The 24806-nt window shown below is 59.8% G+C and carries 26 protein-coding genes; 17 read left to right on the top strand and 9 right to left on the bottom strand.

The features are described from left to right. Positions 1–193: 193 nt before the first annotated feature. Both HB780_RS05730 and HB780_RS05725 read right to left on the bottom strand, forming a co-directional pair. Positions 194–1120: an ArsR/SmtB family transcription factor gene (locus HB780_RS05730; RefSeq protein ID WP_183689078.1), complete on the bottom strand. Its 927-nt coding sequence runs from the start codon at positions 1118–1120 to the stop codon at positions 194–196. A gap of 142 nt (positions 1121–1262) precedes the next feature. Further along, positions 1263–1520, bottom strand: coding sequence for a hypothetical protein (locus HB780_RS05725; RefSeq protein ID WP_286202976.1), 258 nt, complete (start codon positions 1518–1520; stop codon positions 1263–1265). Between the two features lie 459 nt (positions 1521–1979). On the opposite strand from HB780_RS05725, the gene kdpF reads away from it, so the two are divergent. From kdpF to HB780_RS05665, 12 genes are all read left to right on the top strand, one after another. Further along, positions 1980–2069, top strand: coding sequence for a K(+)-transporting ATPase subunit F (gene kdpF, locus HB780_RS05720; protein ID WP_034509905.1), 90 nt, complete (start codon positions 1980–1982; stop codon positions 2067–2069). 30 nt (positions 2070–2099) lie between these two features. Next, positions 2100–3803, top strand: coding sequence for a potassium-transporting ATPase subunit KdpA (gene kdpA, locus HB780_RS05715; RefSeq protein WP_183689076.1), 1704 nt, complete (start codon positions 2100–2102; stop codon positions 3801–3803). Positions 3804–3815: 12 nt separating this feature from the next. Beyond that, positions 3816–3977: a hypothetical protein gene (locus tag HB780_RS05710; protein WP_183689075.1), complete on the top strand. Its 162-nt coding sequence runs from the start codon at positions 3816–3818 to the stop codon at positions 3975–3977. 46 nt (positions 3978–4023) lie between these two features. Further along, a complete protein-coding gene (kdpB, locus tag HB780_RS05705) occupies positions 4024–6114 on the top strand; it encodes a potassium-transporting ATPase subunit KdpB (protein ID WP_183689074.1) in 2091 nt (696 codons plus the stop codon). A 12-nt stretch (positions 6115–6126) separates the two neighbouring features. After that, positions 6127–6732, top strand: coding sequence for a K(+)-transporting ATPase subunit C (locus tag HB780_RS05700; RefSeq protein WP_183689073.1), 606 nt, complete (start codon positions 6127–6129; stop codon positions 6730–6732). A gap of 61 nt (positions 6733–6793) precedes the next feature. Next, the gene (locus HB780_RS05695; protein ID WP_183689072.1) at positions 6794–9505 is read left to right on the top strand and encodes a sensor histidine kinase; all 2712 of its coding nucleotides are present in this window, start codon (positions 6794–6796) and stop codon (positions 9503–9505) included. Continuing rightward, positions 9502–10194, top strand: a complete 693-nt coding sequence (locus HB780_RS05690) for a response regulator transcription factor (RefSeq protein WP_183689071.1) — start codon at positions 9502–9504, stop codon at positions 10192–10194. The genes HB780_RS05695 and HB780_RS05690 overlap by 4 nt, the downstream gene beginning before the upstream one ends. Positions 10195–10294: 100 nt before the next feature. Next, positions 10295–10747: a PTS sugar transporter subunit IIA gene (locus HB780_RS05685; RefSeq protein WP_183689070.1), complete on the top strand. Its 453-nt coding sequence runs from the start codon at positions 10295–10297 to the stop codon at positions 10745–10747. A 161-nt stretch (positions 10748–10908) separates the two neighbouring features. Next, positions 10909–11940 (top strand): sulfate ABC transporter substrate-binding protein, encoded by a 1032-nt coding sequence (locus HB780_RS05680; RefSeq protein ID WP_183689069.1) that lies wholly within the window; start codon positions 10909–10911, stop codon positions 11938–11940. 6 nt (positions 11941–11946) lie between these two features. After that, on the top strand, positions 11947–12804 hold the full coding sequence (gene cysT / locus HB780_RS05675) for a sulfate ABC transporter permease subunit CysT (protein WP_183689068.1): 858 nt from the start codon (positions 11947–11949) through the stop codon (positions 12802–12804). Further along, complete coding sequence (gene cysW / locus HB780_RS05670) at positions 12794–13669, top strand: sulfate ABC transporter permease subunit CysW (RefSeq protein ID WP_183689067.1); 876 nt, start codon at positions 12794–12796, stop codon at positions 13667–13669. Before cysT ends, cysW begins: the two co-directional genes overlap by 11 nt. Before the next feature lie 11 nt (positions 13670–13680). Next, the gene (locus HB780_RS05665) at positions 13681–14727 is read left to right on the top strand and encodes a sulfate/molybdate ABC transporter ATP-binding protein (RefSeq protein ID WP_183689066.1); all 1047 of its coding nucleotides are present in this window, start codon (positions 13681–13683) and stop codon (positions 14725–14727) included. A gap of 14 nt (positions 14728–14741) precedes the next feature. Here HB780_RS05665 and HB780_RS05660 read toward each other — a convergent pair whose 3' ends face one another. The 4 genes from HB780_RS05660 to HB780_RS05645 all read right to left on the bottom strand — a co-directional run bounded on the left by HB780_RS05660 (position 14742) and on the right by HB780_RS05645 (position 18980). Beyond that, positions 14742–15539, bottom strand: a complete 798-nt coding sequence (locus HB780_RS05660) for an NAD-dependent epimerase/dehydratase family protein (RefSeq protein ID WP_183689065.1) — start codon at positions 15537–15539, stop codon at positions 14742–14744. A gap of 155 nt (positions 15540–15694) precedes the next feature. Then, a complete protein-coding gene (locus HB780_RS05655; protein WP_183689064.1) occupies positions 15695–16441 on the bottom strand; it encodes a histidine phosphatase family protein in 747 nt (248 codons plus the stop codon). Between the two features lie 110 nt (positions 16442–16551). Further along, on the bottom strand, positions 16552–17391 hold the full coding sequence (locus HB780_RS05650; RefSeq protein ID WP_183689063.1) for an endonuclease/exonuclease/phosphatase family protein: 840 nt from the start codon (positions 17389–17391) through the stop codon (positions 16552–16554). Between the two features lie 125 nt (positions 17392–17516). Beyond that, positions 17517–18980: a phospholipase D-like domain-containing protein gene (locus HB780_RS05645; protein ID WP_183689062.1), complete on the bottom strand. Its 1464-nt coding sequence runs from the start codon at positions 18978–18980 to the stop codon at positions 17517–17519. Between the two features lie 351 nt (positions 18981–19331). Here HB780_RS05645 and HB780_RS05640 point away from each other — a divergent pair, with 351 nt between their 5' ends. The 5 genes from HB780_RS05640 (at position 19332) to HB780_RS05615 (ending at position 21872) form a co-directional block, all read left to right on the top strand. Next, positions 19332–19628: a DUF2934 domain-containing protein gene (locus HB780_RS05640; protein ID WP_183689061.1), complete on the top strand. Its 297-nt coding sequence runs from the start codon at positions 19332–19334 to the stop codon at positions 19626–19628. Positions 19629–19893: 265 nt separating this feature from the next. Further along, positions 19894–20064 (top strand): hypothetical protein, encoded by a 171-nt coding sequence (locus HB780_RS05635; RefSeq protein ID WP_183689060.1) that lies wholly within the window; start codon positions 19894–19896, stop codon positions 20062–20064. A 60-nt stretch (positions 20065–20124) separates the two neighbouring features. After that, positions 20125–20439, top strand: a complete 315-nt coding sequence (locus tag HB780_RS05630) for a plasmid stabilization protein (RefSeq protein ID WP_183689059.1) — start codon at positions 20125–20127, stop codon at positions 20437–20439. 120 nt (positions 20440–20559) lie between these two features. Further along, positions 20560–21297: a glutathione S-transferase gene (locus tag HB780_RS05620; protein WP_183689058.1), complete on the top strand. Its 738-nt coding sequence runs from the start codon at positions 20560–20562 to the stop codon at positions 21295–21297. After that, entirely contained in the window at positions 21294–21872 is a 579-nt protein-coding gene (locus HB780_RS05615; RefSeq protein WP_183689057.1) for a methyltransferase family protein, read from the top strand. Before HB780_RS05620 ends, HB780_RS05615 begins: the two co-directional genes overlap by 4 nt. 3 nt (positions 21873–21875) lie before the next feature. Here the strand turns inward: HB780_RS05615 and ligD are convergent, their stop codons facing one another. From ligD to HB780_RS05600, 3 genes are all read right to left on the bottom strand, one after another. Further along, positions 21876–22760: a non-homologous end-joining DNA ligase gene (gene ligD / locus HB780_RS05610; RefSeq protein ID WP_183689056.1), complete on the bottom strand. Its 885-nt coding sequence runs from the start codon at positions 22758–22760 to the stop codon at positions 21876–21878. A gap of 101 nt (positions 22761–22861) precedes the next feature. Next, on the bottom strand, positions 22862–23656 hold the full coding sequence (locus tag HB780_RS05605) for an SDR family NAD(P)-dependent oxidoreductase (protein WP_183689055.1): 795 nt from the start codon (positions 23654–23656) through the stop codon (positions 22862–22864). Between the two features lie 303 nt (positions 23657–23959). Next, complete coding sequence (locus tag HB780_RS05600; protein ID WP_183689054.1) at positions 23960–24646, bottom strand: LexA family transcriptional regulator; 687 nt, start codon at positions 24644–24646, stop codon at positions 23960–23962. Positions 24647–24806: the final 160 nt, after the last annotated feature.

Genomic DNA, 24806 nt, shown 5'->3' with positions numbered 1-24806 from the left:
TTCTTATACCTAGATGCTGATACACTTTTGGCAAGCCGTCAACGCCAATTTATGCGCCGCCCAAGCTAAAAAATCATCTTGCACTGCGGAAAATTTAGACAAAAAATAGCAATTTCAATGAATTATGTGAAAATGACCAGAGACAGCCATTCCATAGGAATGCCGGCTATATATCACAATTTGTGATTTGAACTTACGAGAGATCAATCCGCATCAGGATATCGCGACCGTAATTGCCGAAGCCGCGGCCGAATATGTTCACGCCACCCGTGTGGCGCGCATCCTCGGCGATGCCAATCCTGAGCCGGATCGAGGAATGCTGGCTGATGGCCAGGTCATCGATGGTGACATCCGACGCGGCAACGCCGTCGATGAATGTACCCTTTTTCGAGATCCGCCAAGTCTTGAGCTTACCGTATTGGGAGCCCTCGAGTTTCCACCAGCCCGGCGTGAAGGCACCGCGCTTGTCGCCATAGTCCCCCGGCGACATCCATGTGCCGACGGCAACGCCGTTGACCCAGATGGTGATGTCGGACGGCCAGTCGGGATTGGTACCGGGGACCTCGGAGGAGAGCTCCATCGAGAACTCGATGGCATTGACGCTCTTGTTCAAAATCTTGGCGTTGTTGGGAAATTTATACTCCACATGACCCCGCCCAAACCAGAGCAAACCGGCCTGCATGCGCTGAGGGTCAAGGAAATAGTCGGGAACGTCGAGCAGGCCGATCACGCCCTCGGTCGAGCAGAGACCACAGGGCGCATGGGTCTCGCAGCTCGTATAGAGCCCGATCGGCATCGCCACCTCGATCACATCTTCATCGTGCTTCGGGGCGGCGTCCTCGAAGCTGACAAGGATCTCATCGTAAAGCGCGGAGCAGATCTTCTGGTATCCCTTGCGGGCTTTGGCTGCCTTGGTTTCAACCAGCCCGGCCTCTTCCAGGATCATGATTCCGGTCGCAACCGTCGACTGCGGCAGGTCCAAAGCCCGCGCAATTTCATTCACATTCAGCGGCCCCTTGGAGCATAGCAACCTGAGCATGTCCACGCGCGCGGGCACGGAAAGCGCCCGCAACGCCGCAGCGTTCTCACCGGCATAGATTGTTAGAAAGCCGCGCTTCATCGTTTCCCGAGTGCCCCATCAACTACCTTCATTTATATCAGCATTCCTGATTTAACAAGGCCGTCGACGAACAGGGAAGATTTCGAGCCTAATGGATTAATCTTCTGCGCGTGGCTGCTGCTGCGGCCTCGCCGACTGTGAGTTACTCGGCGTGCGCAATGTCGGCGTCTTGGATCAAGTCAAAATTCTGGATCGCATCCGCGCCAGTGTCTGTTTCCTTCGCCCAGGCTTCCGCTTGGCTCATCAGGGAGACCATTTCCTTTTTCAACACATGCGATCGCAGGATATCGATCGCGTAGTTGGGGTTGGTACGTGGATTGTAAAAGGTCTCGATATCCGCGCCAGCCTCATGCCTTGCCGTTTCCAGGCGCGCTTTCAATTCGCGCACATCGGCTTTCACCGCAAAGTACCGTCTCATCGCTTCGATAAGGCTCCGGTCGCTCTCATTCGGCGTCATCAATTTTCCGTCTCGTTATTGTCGATCCGGCGCACTGATCTGATTCGAATGGCTAAATCTGGATGACGATGTCGCCTGCAGGAAAGCAGCCATGGATAGAGCCCAGACGGCGGCCGGCATTTATAAGATTTTTATATCTTTTCCCTTCCCGCCGTCTCGAACCTTAATGCGGTTTGGTTGCATATTGACATTAGAGACATCTAAAGGATGATCTCCATACCGGGAAGAAACAAAAGGCGCCTTCTTTGAAGGTGCCTTCGGTCCATTTCGGTGTTCAACAAGAACAGTCAAGGATCAACGATCGATGATGGACATTCTTCTTATCGGGATCGGCGCGTTATTTTTCATTCTGTGCATCGCTTATACCAAAGCCTGCGACAGCCTCTGATCGGAGAGACACCAATGCTCCTGGATTATATTCTCGGCGGCGGCGTGACGCTCTTTCTCACCGCTTACCTGATCTACGCCCTCATTCGCCCTGAGCGCTTTTAATTCTAGCGCCAGATAGGGAAAGTTACCCCCATGACCTTTAATGGATGGCTTCAGATTCTGATCTATATCGGGATCCTCCTTGTGCTCGTCAAACCGCTCGGCGGTTACATGACGCGTGTCTTCACGGGCGAGCGCACACTTCTCTCCTACGTCCTCGGTCCGCTGGAACGGGGGCTTTATCGCATCGCTGGAACGGATGAGCGCGAGGAGCAGCACTGGACGACCTATGCGATCTCCATGCTGCTGTTCAGCCTTGCCGGCTTCTTCGTGCTTTATGTCCTGCAGCGGTTCCAGGCGAGCCTGCCTTACAACCCGGCGGGCATGAGTTCGATCGGCCCTGAGCTTTCGTTCAACAACGCCGCAAGCTTCGTGACCAACACCAACTGGCAGAACTACGGCGGCGAAAGCACGATGTCCTATCTCGTGCAGATGGCCGGCTTCACCGTCCAGAACTTCGCCTCCGCCGCAACCGGCGTCGCGCTTGCCATTGCACTGATCCGCGCCTTTTCGCGCGCCTCCGGCAAGGCCATCGGCAACTTCTGGGTCGATCTGACCCGGGCGACGCTCTATATTCTGCTCCCTGCCTGCATCGTCATGACGCTGGTCTTCGTCTATCTCGGCGTGCCGCAGACGCTCGGCCCCTATGTCAACGCCGCGACCCTCGAGGGCGCGCAGCAGACGATTGCCGTCGGCCCGGTTGCCTCGCAGCTTGCAATCAAGATGCTTGGCACCAATGGCGGTGGCTTTTTCAACGCCAACTCCGCCCATCCCTTCGAAAATCCGGATGCGATCTCCAACCTGATCCAGATGCTGGCAATCTTCGCCATCGGCGCGTCGCTCACCAACGTCTTCGGACGCATGGTCGGCAACCAGCGTCAGGGCTGGGCCATCCTCGCGGCCATGGGCACGCTGTTCATCGCCGGCGTCATCGTCACCTATTGGGCTGAAGCCGCCGGCAATCCGCTGGTTCATGCGCTCGGCGTCCAGGGCGGCAATATGGAAGGCAAGGAAGTTCGTTTCGGCATCACCATGTCATCGCTCTTCGCGGTCATCACCACGGCGGCCTCCTGCGGCGCGGTCAACGGCATGCTCGGCAGCTTTACGGCGATCGGCGGCATGATCCCCCTGATCAACCTGCAGCTCGGCGAAGTCATCGTCGGCGGTGTCGGCGCCGGTTTCTATGGCATCCTGATGTTCGTCATCATCGCCATCTTCGTCGCCGGCCTGATGGTCGGGCGCACACCGGAATATCTCGGCAAGAAGATCGAGGCCAAGGAAGTGAAGATGGCAATGCTCGCCGTACTTTGCCTGCCGGCCGGTATGCTGATCTTCACGGCGATCTCCGTCGTCCTGCCCAGCGCCGTCGCTTCGATCGGCAACCCCGGTCCGCACGGCTTCTCGGAGATCCTCTACGCCTACAGCTCAGCGGCGGCCAATAACGGCTCGGCCTTCGCCGGTCTCTCCGCCAACACGACCTGGTACAACATCACACTTGGTGTCGTCATGCTGATCGGTCGGTTCCTGGTCATCATACCGGCGCTTGCCATTGCCGGCTCGCTGATCGCCAAGAAGACGGTTCCGGCCTCTGCCGGCACCTTCCCGACGGATGGTCCGCTGTTCGTCGGCCTGCTGGTCGGCACGATCCTGATCGTCGGCGGTTTGACCTTCTTCCCGGCGCTCGCGCTCGGCCCCATCGTTGAGCATCTGGCGATGATCTCCGGCCAGGCCTTCTGAGGAACAACCGCAATGACGCAGCCACTCATGCTCAAGCTTCGAAAGCTCATCGATCCACGCCCCTTAGACAGGGGGCGTGGCCCGGCCCGAACGGCCTGTGCTTCCGATGTCATTCTGGTGGCGATGGTCACGCTGTTCCTCGGCCTTGTCGTCTTCGGCTTCTTACTTGGCTGACCGGGCAATCCCGGTCTCCGTTTCCCTCTTCACGCTGGAGTCTCTTATGAGCCAGTTAAAATCCGCGAGTATTTTGGATTCTCGCATTCTCCTTCCGGCCGTGGGCGGCGCTTTCCAAAAGCTGAACCCACGGACGCTTGCCAAGAACCCCGTCATGTTCGTGGTTGCCGTCGTCTCGATGCTGACCACCGTGCTCTTCCTGCGCGATCTTCTGACTGGTGGCGGCAATCTCGCCTTCTCTCTCCAGATCAACATCTGGCTTTGGTTCACCGTGCTGTTCGCCAACTTCGCTGAAGCCGTCGCCGAAGGCCGCGGCAAGGCGCAGGCCGAGTCGCTGCGCAAGTCGCGCACCGAGACCCAGGCCAAGCTTCTCTCCGGCAACAGCCGCACCGACTACAAGATGGTGCCCGGCACCAGCCTCAAGGTCGGCGATGTCGTGCTGGTCGAAGCCGGCGACATCATCCCTTCCGATGGCGAAGTCATCGAAGGCGTGGCCTCGGTCAACGAAGCCGCGATCACCGGTGAATCGGCACCCGTCATCCGCGAATCCGGCGGCGACCGTTCCGCCGTCACTGGCGGCACGCAGGTGCTCTCCGATGAAATCCGCGTTCGCATCACGGCGGCTGCCGGCTCGACCTTTATCGACCGCATGATCGCACTCGTCGAAGGTGCTGAACGTCAGAAAACGCCGAACGAGATCGCGCTCAACATCCTGCTCGCAGGCATGACGCTGATCTTCGTGCTGGCCACGGTGACAATCCCGAGCTTTGCTGCCTATGCCGGCGGCTCGATCCCCACCGTCGTACTTGTCGCTCTGTTCGTGACGCTGATCCCGACCACCATCGGCGCGCTCCTCTCCGCCATCGGCATTGCCGGCATGGACCGCCTGGTGCGCTTCAACGTGCTCGCCATGTCCGGTCGCGCCGTCGAAGCTGCCGGCGACGTCGACACGCTGCTGCTCGACAAGACCGGCACGATCACCCTCGGCAACCGCCAGGCCACCTCCTTCCGCCCGGTCAAGGGCGTGACGGAGCAGGATCTGGCCGATGCGGCACAGCTCGCTTCGCTTGCCGACGAAACGCCTGAGGGACGCTCCATCGTGGTCCTCGCCAAGGAAAAGTACGCGATCCGTGGTCGCGACATGGCCAGCCTGAAGGCCACCTTCGTGCCCTTCACCGCCCAGACCCGCATGAGCGGCGTCGATGTCGAAGGCTCTTCCATCCGCAAGGGTGCGGTGGACGCTGTATTGGCCTATGTCAGCGGCAGCGCCACTGCTACCTCCGGCGCCGGCGCGACGGTGATTTCGCGCACCAGCAGCGAGACCGTCCGCGAGTTGCAGGCGATTGCGGATGATATCTCCAAGGCCGGCGGGACGCCGCTTGCGGTCGCCCGCGACGGCCGCCTTCTCGGCGTCATCCAGCTCAAGGACATCGTCAAGGGTGGTATCCGCGAACGTTTCGCCGAACTGCGCCGCATGGGCATCCGCACCGTGATGATCACCGGCGACAACCCGCTGACGGCAGCCGCCATTGCCGCCGAAGCCGGCGTGGACGATTTCCTCGCCCAGGCAACGCCGGAAATGAAACTGGCGCTGATGCGCGAGGAGCAAGCCAAGGGCAAGCTCGTCGCCATGTGCGGTGACGGCACCAACGACGCCCCGGCGCTTGCCCAGGCAGACGTTGGCGTCGCCATGAACACCGGCACGGTGGCCGCCCGCGAGGCCGGCAACATGGTCGACCTCGACAGCGACCCGACGAAGCTCATCGAGATCGTCGAGATCGGCAAGCAGTTGCTGATGACCCGCGGCGCGCTCACCACCTTCTCGATCGCCAACGACATCGCCAAGTATTTCGCCATCATCCCGGCGATGTTCATCGCCTTCTATCCGCAGCTGAAGATGCTGAACGTCATGGGGCTGGCAACACCGCAGAGCGCCATCCTCTCGGCCATCATCTTCAACGCGTTGATCATCATTGCCCTGATCCCGCTATCGCTGAAGGGCGTTCGCTATCGCCCGATCGGCGCCGGCGCCCTGCTCAGCCGCAATCTGTTGATCTACGGCCTAGGCGGCATCATCGTGCCCTTCATCGGCATCAAGGCCATCGACATGGCGATCACCGCCATTGGCCTGGTCTAAGGAGTCTTTCCCATGCTGAAACTAATCAGACCGGCCATCGTCATGATCGTGGCCACCACCGCCGTCACCGGCCTTGCCTATCCGCTTGCCATGACAGGGATTGCCCAGGCGCTCTTCCCGCATCAGGCAAACGGCAGCCTGGTGGAGAAGGACGGCAAGGTCATCGGCTCCAGCCTCATCGGCCAGAGCTTCACCACCGACCGCTACTTCCACGGCCGCCTGTCGGCGACAACCGGCACAGACCCGAATGACGCAACCAAAACAGTTGCCGCCCCCTACAACGCGTCCAACTCCATGGGCTCCAATCTCGGTCCGACCAGTTCGAGCCTGATGACCCGTATCAAGGGCGATGTCGCAACCTTGCAGGCGGAGAATCCGAATGCGCCGGTTCCGATCGATCTGGTCACCACATCGGGCAGCGGTCTCGATCCGCATATCTCGCCTGATGACGCCTATTTCCAGATCCCGCGCGTCGCCAAGGCGCGCGGACTGGATGAGACCAAGCTCCGCGCGGTCGTCGACGCCGCTGTCGAGCCCCGCGAGCTCGGTGTTCTCGGCGAGCCCGTCGTCAACGTCCTGGCATTGAACCAGGCGTTGGATGCTTCTATGACTCAATAAGACCAAGAGGTTGAGGCGGCCATCACCGCCTCGACCATCGCCCGTCGAGAAAGACCATTCAATGCCAGATGATAGCCGCGACACGTTGAACAGGCCCTCTCCCGACGCGCTTCTGGAGAAGGCTCGGCAGGAAACGCGTGGCCGTCTGAAGATATTTCTGGGCGCCGCACCCGGCGTCGGCAAGACCTACGAAATGCTGCTCTCCGGTAAGGCCAAGATCGCCGACGGTGTCGACGTCGTCGTCGGCGTGGTCGAGACCCACGGACGGCGCGAGACGCAGGCCTTGCTCGAAGGCTACGAGATCATTCCCCGCGTCAACGTCGACTACAAGGGCCGCGCGCTCGACGAGATGGACCTTGATGCCATTCTCACACGCCGTCCCGGCCTCGTGCTGGTTGACGAACTCGCCCACTCCAATGCCCATGGCAGCCGCCATCCGAAGCGCTATCTCGACGTCAAGGAGCTGCTCGATCGCGGCATCGACGTCTATACGACGCTGAACATCCAGCATGTCGAAAGCCTGAACGATGTCGTGTCGCAGATCACCCGCGTGCGTGTCCGCGAAACCGTGCCGGATTCGATCATCGATCTGGCCGACGATGTCGAGATCATCGATCTGACACCCGATGACCTGATCAAGCGCCTGCATGACGGCAAGGTCTACACATCGAGGACCGCCGAGCGGGCGCTGACCAATTACTTCACACCCGGCAACCTGACGGCGCTGCGCGAGTTGGCGCTGAGGCGCACGGCACAGCGGGTCGACGATCAGCTTCTGACACATATGCAGGCGCACGCGATCCCCGGCCCCTGGGCGGCCAGTGAACGCGTGCTGGTCTCCATCGATCATCATCCGCGTTCCGCTTCGCTGGTGCGCTATGCGGCCCGTATGGCCTCGCGCCTGCGCGCGCCCTGGGCCGCCGTCTATGTCGAGACCAACCGGTCGATCAGCCTGACCGAGGCGCAGCGCGACACCATCGCCGCGACGCTGCGGCTTGCCGAGCAGCTCGGTGGCGAGGCCATCACCATTCCCGGCCGCGAAGTCGCCGAAGAGCTGCTCCGGCATTCCGCCAGCAACAATGTCACCCATATCGTCATCGGGTCGCCAAAGGTCGGCACCTGGCGGGATTGGTCCCGAGCTTCTGTCTCCTATGAACTGATCCGCAAGGCTGGCGACATCAGCGTTCACGTTATCTCCGGCACTGACGCCGAGGCGTCGACGGCGAGCCGCGGCGTGAAGTCGGCGCCTGCACCGACCCCGTTCCAGCTTCGTGGCTATATCCTGGCGACATTCTATGTCGCCGTTGCGCTCGGCTTCTGCGTCATTCTCGACCAAGTACTCGATGTCCGAAACCTGGCGCTGGTATTCCTGATGGCGGTGCTGGCCACCGCCGTCACCCAAGGCTTGCGACCAGCGCTTTACTCTTGCCTGCTGGGCGCGCTCTGCTTCAACTTCTTCTTCCTGCCGCCGCGCTATACGCTGACGATCAGCGATCCTGAAAGCGTGCTTGCCTTCTTCTTCTTCCTCGGCGTCGCCATCATCGCCAGCAATCTGACCGCAACCGTGCAGCGGCAGGCGGCATCGGCGCGACAGCGGGCGCGAACGACGGAAGATCTTTATCTTTTCTCGAAGAAGCTTGCCGGCACCGGCACGCTTGATGACGTGCTTTGGGCGACGGCCTTTCAGCTCGCATCGATGCTGAAGGTGCGCGTGGTGCTGCTGCTACCGGAGGACGGTACCATCGCGGTCAAGGCCGGCTATCCACCGGATGATACGCTCGACGATGCCGATATCGCCGCCGCGCGCTGGGCCTGGGAGCACAATCACGCCGCCGGCCGTGGCGCCGATACGCTGCCGGGCGCCAAGCGTCTCTATGTACCGCTACGCACTGGCCGTACCGCCGTCGGTGTCATCGGCCTCGACAGCGACCGTCGCGACGGGCCGCTTCTGACGCCGGAGCAGCAGCGGCTTCTCGATGCGCTCGCCGATCAGGCCGCCCTTGCCATCGAGCGCGTGCAGCTTGTTGCCGATGTCGACCGCGCCAAGCTGGCCGTCGAGGCCGACCGGCTGCGTTCGGCCTTGCTGACGTCGATCTCGCATGACCTGAAAACACCTCTTGCCGCCATCCTCGGAGCCGCCGGCACCTTGCGCGATTATCTGGAAACCATGTCGCATGAGGATCGCGTCGATCTGCTGTCGACGGTGGTCGACGAATCCGAGCGGCTGAACCGCTTCATCGCCAATCTGCTCGACATGACCAAGATCGAGTCCGGCGCGATGGAGCCGAATTATGCCCTGCACTATGGCGGCGATATCGTCGGCAGTGCGCTCCGGCGCGGCGCGAAGATCCTCGCCCGGCATCGCGTCGAGACACAAATGCCGGCCGATCTGCCGATGGTGAAGGTCGATCCCGTGCTGTTCGAGCAGGTGCTGTTCAACCTGCTCGACAATGCCGCCAAATATGCGCCCGAAGAGTCCACCATTCGCCTGGAGGCGTGGGCCGATGTCGACAATGTCGTCTTCCGGATTATGGACGAAGGCCTCGGCATTCCACCCGCCGATCTCGAACGGGTCTTCAACACCTTCTATCGCGTACGCAAGGGCGATCAGGTGCGCGCCGGCACCGGCCTCGGGCTTTCCATCTGCCGTGGCTTCATCGAGGCCATGGCCGGTACGATTACCGCCGGCAACCGCACGGACCGTCAGGGTGCGGTTTTCACCATTCGCCTGCCGAAACCAACAGACCTCCCCAAGCTGGATGAATTGAAATGAACACGACCGCCGTCAAGATACTCGTTGTCGATGACGAGCCGCCGATCCGCAAATTGCTGCGTGTTGGCTTGAGCGCCCAGGGCTATCTGGTGAACGAAGCCCCCAATGCAGCAGCGGCAAAGCTGTCGGTACAGGAAGATCGGCCCGACCTGATCATTCTCGACCTCGGCCTGCCCGACAAGCCCGGCCATGACCTGCTGCAGGAATGGCGCGAGGACGGATTGGAGATACCCGTCGTCATTCTCTCGAGCCGAACCGACGAAGCCGGCATCGTCAAGGCGTTGGAAAGCGGTGCTGACGACTACGTCACCAAGCCTTTCGGCGTGAATGAGCTCGCCGCGCGCATCCGCGTCGCTCTGCGCCACCGCCTGCAGCAGCAGGGCGAAAAGGCGATCTTCCAGACCGGCGGCCTGTCGCTTGATCTCGTCAAGCGCATCGTCAAGGTCGACGGCAAGGAGGTAAAGCTCTCGCCGAAGGAATACGACATCCTGCGGGTGCTGGCGCAGCATGCGGGCAAGGTGCTGACGCATCAATTCCTGTTGAAGCAGGTCTGGGGACCGGCGGCAGACGTGCAATATCTACGCGTCTATGTCCGCCAGCTCCGGCAGAAGATCGAACAGATTCCGGATCAACCGCAATATATCACCACGGAGACAGGCGTCGGCTACCGCTTGCGCGAGCCGGAATGAAGCCGTGATCCCCTGGCTGCGTGCTAAACAGCGCCTCGTCGCAAAAACCGACGAGGCCAAGTCATGTCCGAATTATCGATGCCCGAGCCCGAGAGTGACCATGGACCTTTCCACCATCATCCTGCCCGAACATGTCTTCGTCGGCCTTTCGGCGCCGACGAAGTGGCGGGCACTGCAGCTTCTTTCGTCAAAAGCTGCCCATTGCCTTGGCCTGGATGAAGCCACAGTCCTCCAGGCATTGGAAGGACGGGAAAATCTGGGAACGACCGGGATCGGCAACGGCATCGCCGTTCCGCATGCGGCGATCGCCGGAATGACACGACCGCGCGGATTGATGGTTCGTTTCGGCCAGCCCGTCGACTTTCAGGCGATCGACGATGTTCCAACGGACCTGGCCTTCGTTCTGCTCTTTGGTGAAAACGGCCGCAGCGAATATCTGAACGTACTCGCCGCCATCGCCAGGCGGCTGAGAGCCGAAGGCGTGCTGACGGCGATGCGACGGGCAAAAACCGCCGATGAACTCTACTCGGTTTTCATGTCTGACTCGATTTGATAGGATACTAACTGCCAGCTGTAGCCAAAGCGCAGGAATGTGATTTCACATTCCTTGATTATATGGGATTCCGTTCTATGTATGCGCGCTACGCGGGAACAATCTTCGTTACTTTATACGACCAAGTTGATAGGGTTTAGTAACAACGAAGGAGGTCACCCATGCAGACGATAAAGCTTTCCCGGCTTCTCGCCACCGCAGTTCTCATTGGCAGTTTCTCGCTGGCAGGCGCCGTGGCGCCGACATGGGCCGCGGACAAGACGCTTCTCAATGTTTCCTACGATCCGACCCGCGAACTGTACAAGGACTTCAACGCAGCCTTCGCCGCGAAGTGGAAGAAGGATACGGGTGAAACCATCAATATCAAGGCGTCGCATGGCGGCTCGGGCGCGCAGGCCCGCTCGGTCATCGATGGCCTTGATGCCGATGTCGTGACGCTGGCGCTCGAGGGCGACATCGACGCCATCGCCAAGGCCACAAAAAAGATCCCGGCCGACTGGAAGACCAAGTTCCCGAACAACAGCGTTCCCTACACGTCGACGATCGTCTTCCTGGTGCGCAAGGGCAATCCCAAGGGCATCAAGGACTGGTCTGATCTGGTCAAGGACGGCGTCGAAGTCATCACGCCGAACCCGAAGACCTCGGGCGGTGCTCGTTGGAATATCCTCGCGGCATGGGCATGGGCCAAGCAGGCAAACGGTGGCGATGACGCCAAGGCGCAGGAATATGTCGGTCAGCTTCTGAAGCATGTGCCAGTGCTCGACACAGGCGCTCGCGGCGCGACCACGACCTTCGTCCAGCGTGGCCTCGGCGACGTTCTGCTTGCCTGGGAAAACGAGGCCTATCTGTCGCTCGAAGAGCTCGGCCCGGATAAGTTCGAGATCGTGACACCTACCGTTTCGATCCGCGCAGACCCGCCGGTTGCTGTCGTTGATGGCAATGTCGATGCCAAGGGCACCCGCAAGGAGGCCGAGGCTTACCTCAACTACCTCTATTCCGACGAGGGACAGAAGATCGCCGCCAAGCATTACTACCGGCCGATCAAGCCGGAAGCGGCCGATCCCAAGGATATTGCCCGATTCCCCGCATTGAAGCTTGCAACCATTGACGATTTCGGTGGATGGTCTCAAGCTCAGCCGAAGTTCTTCGCCGATGGCGGCGTCTTCGACCAGATTTACAAGCCGGGACAATAATTCTGAATGCATGCAATAACCCGCAAACGGTGGCGGTTTCGGCAGCCGAGTGTCATTCCGGGATTCGGATTGGCGCTCGGCGTTACCTTGACCTGGCTCATCCTGATCGTTCTCATCCCGCTCTCGGGATTGCTGTGGAAGAGCAGTTCTCTCGGCTGGTCTCAATTCTGGTCGATCGCGCTTGATCAGCGCACGCTGAATGCCTTGCGCATGAGCTTTGGCGGCGCCTTCATCGCGGCGATCGTCAATGCCGTCTTCGGGCTGATCATGGCTTGGGTGCTGGTGCGCTACCGCTTTCCCGGCAAGCGTATCATCGACGCCATGGTCGATCTGCCCTTCGCACTGCCGACCGCGGTTGCCGGTATCGCGCTGACGACGCTTTATGCGCCGAACGGCTGGATCGGACAGTTCTTGGCTCCGCTCGGCATCAAGATCGCCTTCACACCCATCGGCATCGTCATCGCGCTGATCTTCGTTGGCCTGCCCTTCGTGGTGCGTACGGCACAGCCGGTCATGGAGGAGATCGACCGCGAGGTCGAAGAGGCCGCGGCAACACTTGGCGCAAGCCGTTTCCAGACGATCACCCGCGTTCTGCTGCCCGGCCTGGCGCCGGCGGCCCTCACCGGCTTTGCGCTCGCGTTCGCGCGTGCGGCCGGCGAATACGGCTCGGTGATCTTCATTGCCGGCAACCGACCCTATGTTTCCGAGATCGCGCCATTGCTCATCGTCATCAAGCTCGAGGAGTATAATTACGCCGCAGCCACGGCGATCGCGACGATGATGCTGATCATCTCTTTCATCATGTTGCTGATCATCAACCTCATTCAATCCTGGAGCAGAAGGAGATACGGCTATGGTGCATGATGCCTCCGCCTCCTCAGCCGATGCGGTTCATTCGGTCATCACCGAGAGCCGGTTTGCCCGCTGGATTTTCATAGCGATCACCCTCGCCTTCCTGACGCTGATGGTGATGATGCCGCTGGCCGCCGTCTTCGTCGAAGCCTTTCGCAAGGGTGTCGAACAGTTCTTCAGCTCCCTGGTGGATGAAGAGACTTTCGCCGCCATCCGGCTGTCCTTGATCGTTGCCGGCATCAGCGTGCCGCTCAATCTCGTCTGCGGTGTCGCCGCCGCCTGGGCAATCGCCAAGTTCGAATTCAAGGGCAAGGCGTTCCTGACAACGTTGATCGACCTGCCGTTCTCGGTGTCGCCGGTTATCTCGGGCCTGGTCTTCGTGCTGCTGTTCAGCGCGAACAGCACGCTCGGCCCCTGGCTGCAGAGCCACGGCATCCAGATCCTGTTCGCAGTTCCAGCCCTGGTCCTGGCGACGATGTTCGTCACCTTCCCCTTTGTTGCCCGCGAATTGATCCCGCTGATGCAGGAGCAGGGAAATGCCGACGAAGAGGCGGCCCTGTCGCTTGGAGCCAATGGCTGGCAGACCTTCTGGCATGTGACGCTGCCCAACATCAAATGGGGGCTGCTTTACGGCGTTCTGCTCTGCAACGCTCGCGCCATGGGTGAGTTCGGCGCCGTGTCGGTCGTTTCCGGCCATATCCGCGGCGAGACCAACACCATGCCGTTGCAGGTCGAAATTCTCTATAATGAATATAATTTCTCGGGGGCCTTCGCGGTAGCCACGCTTCTCGCCCTGCTCGCCCTTGTCACACTTATACTGAAGACGCTGCTCGAATTGCGCTATAGCGATGAGATCGCAGGCAGCCGGCGTCACTGAGGGAATTGTTAATGGAAGTTCGCGTTCAAAACCTCCGCAAGGAATTCGGTCGTTTCCCGGCGCTGCATGATGTCTCACTGGATATCCGATCCAGCGAACTGATCGCGCTGCTCGGTCCTTCCGGTTCCGGCAAGACGACGCTTTTGCGCTTGATTGCCGGACTGGAATCGCCGACCGAAGGCCAGATCTTCTTCGGCGATGAAGATGCTTCGAGAAAGACCGTGCAGCAGCGCAATATCGGCTTCGTATTTCAGCACTATGCGCTGTTTCGCCATATGACGGTGCTGGACAATATCGCCTTCGGCCTGAAGGTCCGTTCGGCATCGCGCCGCCCTCCCCGCGCCGAAATCAATCGCCGCGCCGTCGAACTGCTGGAACTGGTGCAGCTCAACGGCCTTGAGAAGCGCTATCCTGCGCAGTTATCCGGTGGCCAGCGGCAGCGTGTCGCGCTTGCCCGCGCCATGGCGGTCGAACCGAACGTGCTGCTTCTGGACGAACCTTTCGGCGCGCTGGACGCGCAGGTGCGCAAGGATCTGCGCAAATGGCTGCGAGAGATCCACGACCGCACCGGCCACACCACCGTTTTCGTGACCCATGACCAGGAAGAGGCGCTGGAACTGGCCGACCGCGTCGTCGTGCTCAACAAGGGCGCGATCGAGCAGGTGGGCACGCCGGACGAGATCTACGACACGCCGAATTCACCCTTCGTCTACGGCTTCATCGGCCAGTCCAACCGCGTGAAAGTACGCGTCACCAATGGCGAGATCTGGTTTGAGGAACGTCCGCTGGGCTTGAGCACGCCGCACGAGCCCGATGGCGAGGCCTATCTCTATTTCCGCCCTCACGATATCGAGCTTCATGAGGGCGACGGCGGCTGTATCGCCGGTCTATTGACCTCCAGCCGCCGCGTTGCCGGCACTCGGCACATCGAGATGAATATCGGCGCCCAGCACGAGACCATCGAAATCGAGCTCTCACCGGACAAGGCCGATGCGCTCGACCGAAATCGCATCGCCTTCAAACCGACACGCTGGAAATTGTTCCGCAACGTTGATTGAGGTTTTCTAGCCCCTCAATCCTCCGGGTGTCCCGCTGCCGCAAAGCCGCCGCCCTGATAGATGACGGCTGGATCGGTCGGGTCTTCCGGAGCGGTGTTTGCCGATATCTGCTCGCGCCAGGCCGCGGCACTGTCCTGCGGCTTCCAGCCGAGGAATGCGGCGTTACGGTTGTCCCACCACTGCTCGTCATTGTTGGAGGCGCCGTAGACGATCGTGTGCCCGAGGCGGGGTGTCTCGAAGGCGCGGCCGCAGAGCGACAGAAAATCGCGAACGCTGAACCACGTCGCCAGCATGCGCGAATTGCGCGGCTCGGGAAAGCACGAGCCGATACGCACCGACAGCGTCTCCTGCCCAAACTTATCGAAATAGAGGCTCGCCACCGCTTCGCCATAGACTTTGGAGACGCCGTAGAGCGAATCCGGACGCGTCGGCACGGTGCTATCGATGCGCTCGTCGCGGCGGTAGTAGCCGATCGTATGGTTGGAACTGGCAAAGATGATGCGTGGCTTGCCGGCATGCCGCGCAGCCTCATAGAGATTGTAAAGCCCGATAATATTACCCTGCAGGATGAGATCGAAGCCTTTCTCGGTGGAGACACCGCCGAGATGGATGATGCCGTCGACGCCTTGGAGCAGCGCATCGACGCCGGCACGGTCGGCAAGATCGCAGGCGACGAAACGCTCGTTCGAGCGCAAATCATCGACCGCGACAATGTCGGAGAGCACGATGGTCTCGGCGATCTGAGAAAGAAGCGGTCTCAGCGCTTGACCGACGCCTCCGGCGGCTCCGGTTATCAACAGGGTCTTCAGCATGGGGTTCCTCCCTTATCGGTCTCGTCGAAGCGGAACCTATAAGATGGGCTTTCGCTCGTCATCAACTATCCGTATCGTCCGCGCCTGAAATATGGGGATGCGGAATGCCGCGAGGCGCTCAAGCAATACCGACTGAGGGATTGAGGTGGATAGATCTATTGCCCCGCCTTCGGGGCCACTGTCAGCTCGGAACCATAGGCTTCGCGCAATTCGGTCTGTCCGACTATTCGATCAACCGCCTTATGAAGCAGGATTGACGTGTAACCTTCCTCAAGACTTCCCTCGATCAGGGTGACATCAGCATTTCCCGGATTGTCCGAGCGCTCGAACCAATCGACGGAGTGGTGCAGGAAATTCATTTCGAACGCCCTGTTGGTAACGCCGTGGCCGACGATGATGACGTTACTCTTGCCATTCTTCGCGTCGTGCATGACCGTCTGAAGGAACAGACGGACCCGCTGCGCCACATCGGCCCTGCTCTCGCCATCCGGCGGCCGTGCGTAGAACTTCCCGCTATTATTCCGCAGTCTCGCCCACTTTTCGAACTCCTCGGGAAACTTCCGTTTCTGTTCGGCATGATCGTAGATTTCGGTAAAGAGGCCGAAATCCTGTTCCCGCAACAGGTAATCCTCTCGAACATCCTCGACCAATGCGTTCGGCAAGGCTTGAAGCAGGGCATCCTTGCTCTGTTGCGTCCTTAAGTAGGGCGAATACCAGATGCTCTGTTTCCGCAATTCAGTAGCCGGCAATCCCTGCAGATAGGACGCGATCACCCGCCCTGCCTCCAGCGCCTGGCGATAGCCCCATTGCGTCAGCGGAACATTATGATCACCGAACTGCCGATAGGCCTGATCACTGATGTTGCCAAGGGATTCGCCGTGTCGAACGAGAAAGATACGCATCAGCAGTCCGCATTGTCGGATGAGGATTCGAGACCATCATGAATGGGAAGTGCATAGCGCGCAACGTGTTAGCCTGCCCGCACCCAGATGATTGCGCGGGACTTCCCGTTTCAAGCCGTTGCGGCATGCCCCTCGGTTTCCGCACGCAATGTCTCCAGGCTGACCACGGCCTTGATCGGCAGGTGATCGGAGGCGACGCGCGCCAGAGGTGAATCATGCACCTCGACGGTCGAGATCAGGCCACTTCGGTTGGCCATGATGCGGTCCAGCGCCAGCAACGGCAGAGTGGAGGGGAAGCTCGGCACGGCCGGCGGCAACGGGCCGAAGGCGGCCTGAAAGGTATTGAGCGACGAGCGATCGCCGAGCCGCCATTCGTTGAGATCGCCAAGCAGAATGGTTGGCGTGTCGTTATCCCTACTCATCAGCTCGACGATCAGGCGCGCCTGTTGGGCGCGCGATCGAAGCAGCAGCCCGAGATGGGCGGCGATGATCCTAAGCGTCCCGCCTCGGGCCAACTCGATTTCGGCCAGCAGCGCCCCGCGCGGCTCCAGCCCCGGCAGATTGATCTGGTGCACGTCACGCACCGTGCCCTGCTTGAACAGCACGACATTGCCGTGCCAGCCATGCGCCTTGCTGGCGCCCGCCACCGGCACGGGAATAAGCCCGGTCTCGCGCTCCAGTCGGCGCAAATCGAGCAGGCCGGTGCGCTCGCCGAAGCGGGTGTCGGCCTCCTGCAGGCCGATGACATCGGCGTCGATTTCATGAATGACCCGGCTGATCCGTTCTGGATCGAAGCGGCGGTCGGCGCCGACGCATTTGTGGACATTGTAGGAGGCAATCAACGTGCCCTCCGGACGCGTGCGATCGCCAGCCTGCTTTACCCGCGACTTCTTTCGGTTCTTCAGGGATTCGAAAATGCTTGTACGGAGATTTTCGTTGTTTTTTCGCATCTGTCCGTTGGCCGTTTCCGTTCTCAAAGCCTCCCGAGCCGCCTCTTTGGGAGTATATGAACCGATTGCCGGCCTTGTCATGTGAAAAGGCTCACTACAAGGAAAGACGGACTGCGTCATTTTGTTCAAAGATAAGGCGAACCGAGCCACAGAATCTTTTCGATCAGCCGGACGACGAAGGGGCGTGCCCTCAGCTTGGCTAGTTCAACCGGCGTCGCCGTTTTCAGGATCGTGCCGATATGCGTGTGGATCGCGCCGCCAAAGCCTTGATCCATGACTTCCAGATCGACCTCGAAGTTCAGCCGCAGGGAGCGCGGATCGAGATTGGATGAGCCAACATAGGCCCAAGTGCCGTCGACCGCCATCAGCTTCGAATGGTCGAAGGGGCCGGTGGCGCGCCAGATGCGGCAATAGTCCTTCAGCATCTGGTCAAACTGCGCCGTCATGGCGCGATCGACCAGCACGAGATTATTGGCGGCCGGTACGACGATATCCACCTCGACGCCGCGTCTTGCCGCCGTCACCAGGGCGCTGATCAGCTCGCGATCCGGAAGAAAATAGGGCGACATAATACGGATGGAGGTGCGGGCGATCGACAGCGCGCCGATGAGCATCTTGTGGTTCGTCTCGAGGCTACGGTCAGGTCCGGAGACGATGACGCGCATGAAGACCGGCGCACCGGGCTCGCTCGCGGGCGTCGCAATCCGCCAATGGTCGCCGCTCAGCGCTTCGCCGGTCACAAAACGCCAGTCTTCGGCGGCGGTGTTGAAAAGATCGGCCACAGCTGGGCCTGTGATGCTGAAATGCGTGTCATGAGCGCAATGATCGGCGGCAAATTCCCGGGTGAAACCCTGGCGGATATTCATGCCGCCGGTAAGCGCGATGCGGCCGTCGACGACCAGGATCTTGCGGTGGGTGCGCAGGTTTGCATAGGGCAATCGGAGGCCGATGATGACGTTGCCGTTGAAGACGTACACCTCAACGCCGCCCTTAGTGAGATAGCCCATGATGCTCGGGACCGAATAGCGGGCGCCGACGGCATCGATCAGTACGCGCACGCTGACACCACGCTTGACGGCCGCGATCAGAGCGTCAGCGATGCGCAGGCCGATGGGATCACGATCGAAAATATAGGTCTCCAGCAGGATGCTGCGCTCGGCGCCGTCGATGGCCGCTTTCATCGCCGCATAGGCGGCATCGCCGCTTTCCAGCAACTCGATGGTGTTGCCGGTGCTCATCGGATAGCGCGACACGCGGTCGCCAAGCGTCTTCATGGATCCAAAGCGTTCGCCAAAGGTCCGGCGCACGATGTCGCCCTGCGCGTCGAAACTGGCGAGTTCGCCCGCGGCATCTTTCTGGAAAAGAACGCTGCGTTGCGAGATCAGCGATGCCCGGCGGATGCGGTTGATGCCGGCAACGGCATAGAGCAGTGCCCCGACGACGGGCGACAGGATGATGACACCGACCCAGCCGATCGCGGCGCGAACATCCTCCTTGGTCATGGCCGCATGAATGGCGGCGGCCGCTCCCATGGCGATGGACAGGACGGCAAGGAATTGGCCCCAATGGGCAATCAGCAAATCGAACATGCGCGGAGTATAACTTTGCGCACGAAAGCTGCAATCAGCCGTATGCCTCATCCGCACCGCTCGACCGGTAGCAGTGCGGATGAGGATAGGTTGTGCATTAGATATTTTTCATTGAACGATGGTCGCGCTGTCGTCATATTGATGGTTCGGCCGCTTCGCTACCGTCCATTGCGGGACATCTTATTGCTGGTGCGGAGCGCCCGCCGTGGTTCGAGAGTCGAGACTTATGGAATTTCTCCATGGCTCATCAGAGCCAGTGTCTCGGATGCTCGGGGGAGGCATGCAAGCCCGCGTTTCAAGAACGGGTATTTTTCATCAACCAATGTTCAATGATGCGAATGGAGATCGGCAATGTTGGAATCGCGGGATGAATGGATCGAGAAACGTGCCTACGCCATATGGGAGGCCGAGGGTTACCCTTCCGGCCGTGATGAGGTTCACTGGGAGCAGGCAAGCCAGGAGCGCATCGCTCTAGAGAAAAGCACAGGCAAGGACAAAAAGAGCACCGCCAAGCCCAAGGCGAAGATCGACGTCAAACCCAAGACAACACCTAAGGTGAAGGCTACCGTGGCAGCAACGACCAGTGACGTCGTCGCCAAGACCGCACCAAAACGGGCATCGAAAAAAATCGTTGAAGCGAAGGTTTGAAGCGGGTTTTGCTTTTGATGATCAGTCAATGAAGTGAGCGGCCCGGCATTAAGCACCGGGCCGTTTTCTTGACGCTCCCGACCATTGAAATTCGTAGCAATTTCGTCCAGTTGCCTGCCGGGCACAAACAGATGTCATACATCGATGCTATCAGGTGAAGAGGGAGCTTCACCATGAATGATAGGTGTTTGGATTACATGGAGCATGTCTGTTCCGATCACTGTTGCGGCCGGGCGCCATGTCATGGCTGCACTGATGTGATGCCATGACATCACTCCTCATTCTCGCAACCCTCTATCTTCTGGCAACGCTTGTGGTGATCCTCATCATCGACCGATCCGTCGGCATCATGTTTCCCGCATCGGGCAAGGTAAGGCGCGTAGCCGATCACCGGCCGCTTCCGGATGTGCCGAAGCAATCACCAGCGCCCCACTAAGATCGGAACTTTTTCCATGGCGACGGGTTCGTCTCCTCATCTGCAAAGAGGAGAAAGACCATGCCAAGAGGAGACAAATCCGCTTACACCGACAAGCAGAAGCGCAAGGCCGAACACATCGAGGAAAGCTACGAAAGCCGTGGCGTTTCCGAGGATGAGGCCGAACGCCGCGCCTGGGCGACCGTCAACAAGGAAAGCGGCGGCGGCAAGAAATCCGGTTCGGGCCGGGGCCATCCTGAAAACCATGCATCGTCCGAGAAAGGCGGCCTGATCGGCGGAAAAGCCTCCGCGAACCGCTCCGCTGCCGAGCGTTCGGCATCCGCGAAGAAGGCGGCCGCGACCCGCAAGCGCAATGAGCAACAGGCTCACCAATAAGCCTGGCATTTGCGGAAAGCAGCCATGCGGTCGGAGCAGAGAAGAAATGGTCGCAGGTCCAGCCCCTTCCGTTCGGCCATGTCGATGCTAAGCTGATGCCAGGAACGGGAGGAGCTTTAAATGCCCTACGCGCTTTATTACTGGGACGGCATCCAGGGCCGTGGCGAATTCGTACGGCTGGCGCTTGAGGAAGCTGGCGCAGACTATATCGACGTCACCCGTGGTCCGACGAGCGAGGGCCAAGGTGTACGGGCGATGTTTGCCGTGATGGAGAGCAAGTCGCAGGCACATATACCCCTTGCCCCACCCTTTCTGAAGGATGGCGATCTCCTCATCTCGCATGTCGCCAACATCCTGATGTATCTCGGTCCGAAACTCCGCCTCGCGCCGGAGAATGAGGGCGAACGCCATTTGGTCAACGGCCTGCAACTGACGATCACCGATCTGGTCGCCGAGGTGCACGACACGCACCATCCGATCGCAACCTCGCGATATTACGAGGAGCAAAAAGAAGAGGCCAAGGCCCGCGCCGACGAGTTTCTCGACAATCGCATGCCGAAATTCCTCGGTTATTTCGAGCGCGTCCTAGAGCAGAATCCGAAAGGCCCGATGCACATATTCGGCAACCGGCTGACCTATGTCGATCTGTCATTGTTCCAGGTGTTCGAAGGTCTACGCTATGCCTTCCCACGCGCGACGGCTCATCTGACCGACGAGTATCCGCATCTGGCGGCTTTGCGTGAGACCGTAGCGAAACTCCCGAACATCGCCCGCTACCTCACATCCGAGCGCCGCATTCCCTTCAACGAAAGTGGGATCTTCCGGCATTATCCCGAGCTGGACAGGAGCGTGGCATGAGCGAAGCAAGGTTGCTGGCAGTATTCTTTCCGACCTGCTGGGGCATCTGGGGACTGATCTGGATCGTCGCATCGTTTGGCGTCAAGAAAACGACGCGGAGGGAGGATCCAGTATCGCGGTTTTCGAATACCGCCCCGATCTGGATATGCGCCATTCTGCTGCTGGCGCCCCCATCCAGGCTCGGTCCCTTGTCGTTCCAGCTGGTTCCGCAAAATCTGATCTACTACGGCATCGGCGCGGTGCTGACCGTCGCGGGCCTCGGCTTTGCCGTCTGGGCGCGCTATCATCTCGGCCGCAACTGGAGCGGCGTGATTACGGTCAAGGAGGATCACGCGCTGATCCGCACCGGCCCCTACGCCATCGTCCGTCATCCGATTTATACCGGCCTGCTGCTTGCCATCATCGGCTCAGCGCTTGCGCGTGGCGATATCGCTGCCTTGCTGGCGATCGCCTTCATGCTCTACGCCGTCCTGCGCCGCGTCGGCACCGAGGAACGCTGGATGAGTGAGACGTTCGGTCAAGCCTATGTGGACTACAAGGCCACGACGCCAGCGCTGGTGCCATTCGTTCGATAAAGGCTAGCCGTTTAGAGGGTTCGCGGCTTCGAAGAAATCAGCCCACGGATCGGCCGAGCGCTCGTCCAGTCGCGAAACCGCATTCTTGACGGTGAAGGACGCCGGGCCAATCTTCCCGGTCAACTCCTCCCAGGCAAGCGGCATCGAAACTGCTGCACCCGGTCTCGCGCGTGTCGAATAAGGCGCGACGGCGGTATTCCCACGGCCGTTGCGCAGATAGTCGATGAAAATGTGGCCGGTTCGTTTCGCTTTCGCGGCGACCGAGAGATATTTTTCCTGGCTGTCGGCGCTCATGCCGTGCGCCATCGCTTCGGCTGCGGCCTTGACCTCCGGCCACGTTGCCTTCGGTTTGAGGGGTGCCACGACATGCAATCCCTTGCCGCCCGACGTCTTGGCGAAGGAAGCAAGCCCCATCTCCGCAAACCGCGCCTTTATCTCCTGCGCACCTGCAATGACCGCACTCCAGGCGACGTCATCGCCGGGGTCAAGGTCCATGATGATCATATCGGGCTTTTCCCAATAAGCCGTCGTCGTGCCCCAGGGATGGACTTCCAGTGTGGCGGATTGAACGAGCGCGGCAAGTCCGTCGAAACCCCTGATCCGCAACAGTTTTTCACCGTCCTTGTCCTCGGGATCGGCGATTTCCTCGATATGCGGATTGATGCCTTTCCAGGCATGCTTCTGGAAGAAACGCGGACCCTTGATACCATCAGGGCAGCGCAGCAGCGCCAGAGGCCGGTCGACGATGAAGGGAGCCATGCGCGCCCAGGCAAGCGCATAGTAGTTGACAAGATCCTGTTTGCTGACGCCGTCGTCGGGCCAGTAGATCCGCTCCGGATGCGTCAGTTGCACGGAGGTCTTTGCAATAACCTGAGAAGGATTTGCCATGCCGCATGCGCTCCATCGTCAAGTTGACCTGACCTTGAAACGATCGCGCCGGGCATAGAGTTGCATTGCCCGGCGAGAAAGGTCGATTGTCGACCAGCGTTTCAGGGCATTAGCTGGCCACCGTTCACCTCGATGATCTGGCCAGTGATATAGCCGGAAAGGGTCGGCGAAGCGAGGAAGAGGTAGGCGCCGACGCAATCTTCCGAGGTGCCGACGAAGCCCATCGGGATAGACTTACGCTGCAATTCCATCTGCTCGTCATTGGTATAGCGCTCATGGAACGGTGTCGCGATGACACCCGGCGCCACGGCATTGACGCGGATTTTGTCGGCGACGAATTCCTTGGCGTGGCCATGGGTAATGGTCGAGACGAAGCCCTTGGAGGCTGCATAGAGGATCGCACCATTGCCGCCGCCGTTGCGAGCGGCGATCGAGGTGGTGTTGATGATGAAGCCGCCCTGTTTCCTGAGATGCGGGTGTGCTGCGCGAGTTGCAGCCAGCACCGAGCGAGCGTTGAGGTTCATCACCCGCTCGTAATGTGCGTCGGTCATCTCGGAGGTCGGAACGCGGCCGAGCATCCCGCCGGCATTGTTGATCAGGCCATCGAGCCCGCCGAAAGCCTCCGCCGTCTCGTTGACGACACGCTCGGTCTCGCCATCCTGTGACACATCGCCCTGAACGAGATGCACCTGCCCGCCCGCTGCGGTGATCTCCAAGGCAAGCTTTTCGGCCGGCTCGCGGCTGGCGTTGAAGTGGATGCCGACCTTCATGCCCTGCTGCGCAAAAGCGCGGGCGAGAGCCGCGCCGATGCCGGTCGAGGCGCCTGTGATCAACACCCGCTTGCCGGCGAGATCGGGAATACGAATAGACGCGAGGGATTGCGCGAGTTCTGTCATGACGGCTCCTCCTGAAAGTCGACAATAAATCATACGATGAAATCGCGACTGTAATATCAGGCGGAAGCGCGGCGAAGCAATGCGCGAGAGGCAAACAAAAACGGTCCGCCCGGAACACTCCACGCGGACCTGTAACCCGCAATAACAGATGGCACAGACCGGGATTAAGTGGGATTTACCGAGAAGGAACGGGATAAGCCTTTATTTACAGGGCGTTCCGAGGACCGGGCGGGATTAGTTGCCCGCAGAGGGCGCGCAAGATCAAATGGCAAAAGCGCGCCCCGTTTAAGACCGGCGAAGCAATTATATTGACCGACCAAACCACATTACGCGCCCGGCAATATGGAGGTCGAGCACCTCGCTCTCCGGCACTTCTTCCGGCGCATGCCGATCGTTGTCAGAGATCAGCACAAGCGAGCCGTTCCGGCGCAAATTGACCCGTTTTACAAGGACATGGCCACCGTAGACGACGATATAGATGGCGTTGTCACGCACGCTGGTGATCGACGTATCGACGAGCAGGATATCGCCATCGCGGATTGTCGGCTCCATCGAATCGCCCTTGGCCGTCAAAACTCTGGCAGAAGTCGGGTTAATATGGCGGGATTTCAGCCAGTCGGATTGAAAGGCAAGAAGCTCAACGGCGTCCTCGTTGATCGTTATAGCGCCACTTCCGGCGGAAGCCTGCACGTCCAGGCGCTGAATAAAAGCAAAATCATCCATAATACGGCCACGAATATCAATCGAACGCCCACTAATGCTTGGCTCTGTTGGAGCTTTGCCTTGCGGGCCACGACCTGAGATTAGCCATTCCAGGTTAACATTAGCCGTATCAGCTATTTTCAATGCCACGTCAGATGGCGGAAACTTTCCGTTTACATAGCCACGCATCGTGGCTTCAGGGATCTCGCATCTTTTCGCGAATGCATTAACCGATTCGCCAATCGCGTCGCGAAGGCGTTTAGCGAAGCTCGAAGCGTCACTTTCCATTCACAAGCCCTTTAACTCTGACCCATGGTCAGAGTTTGGTTTGTCACATCGGCCAAATCTCATCTCATTGATATCGTTAAATATTGCGAGCTGCTCGCAGCATTTTGCGCATCATGTAACTCTGACCGTGGATATTCGCGAATACTCATTGTCTAGTTCG

Origin of the sequence: Rhizobium lusitanum (assembly GCF_014189535.1) — a bacterium.
Lineage (GTDB): Bacteria > Pseudomonadota > Alphaproteobacteria > Rhizobiales > Rhizobiaceae > Rhizobium > Rhizobium lusitanum_C.
This window is presented reverse-complemented; position numbering and strand designations above follow the sequence as displayed.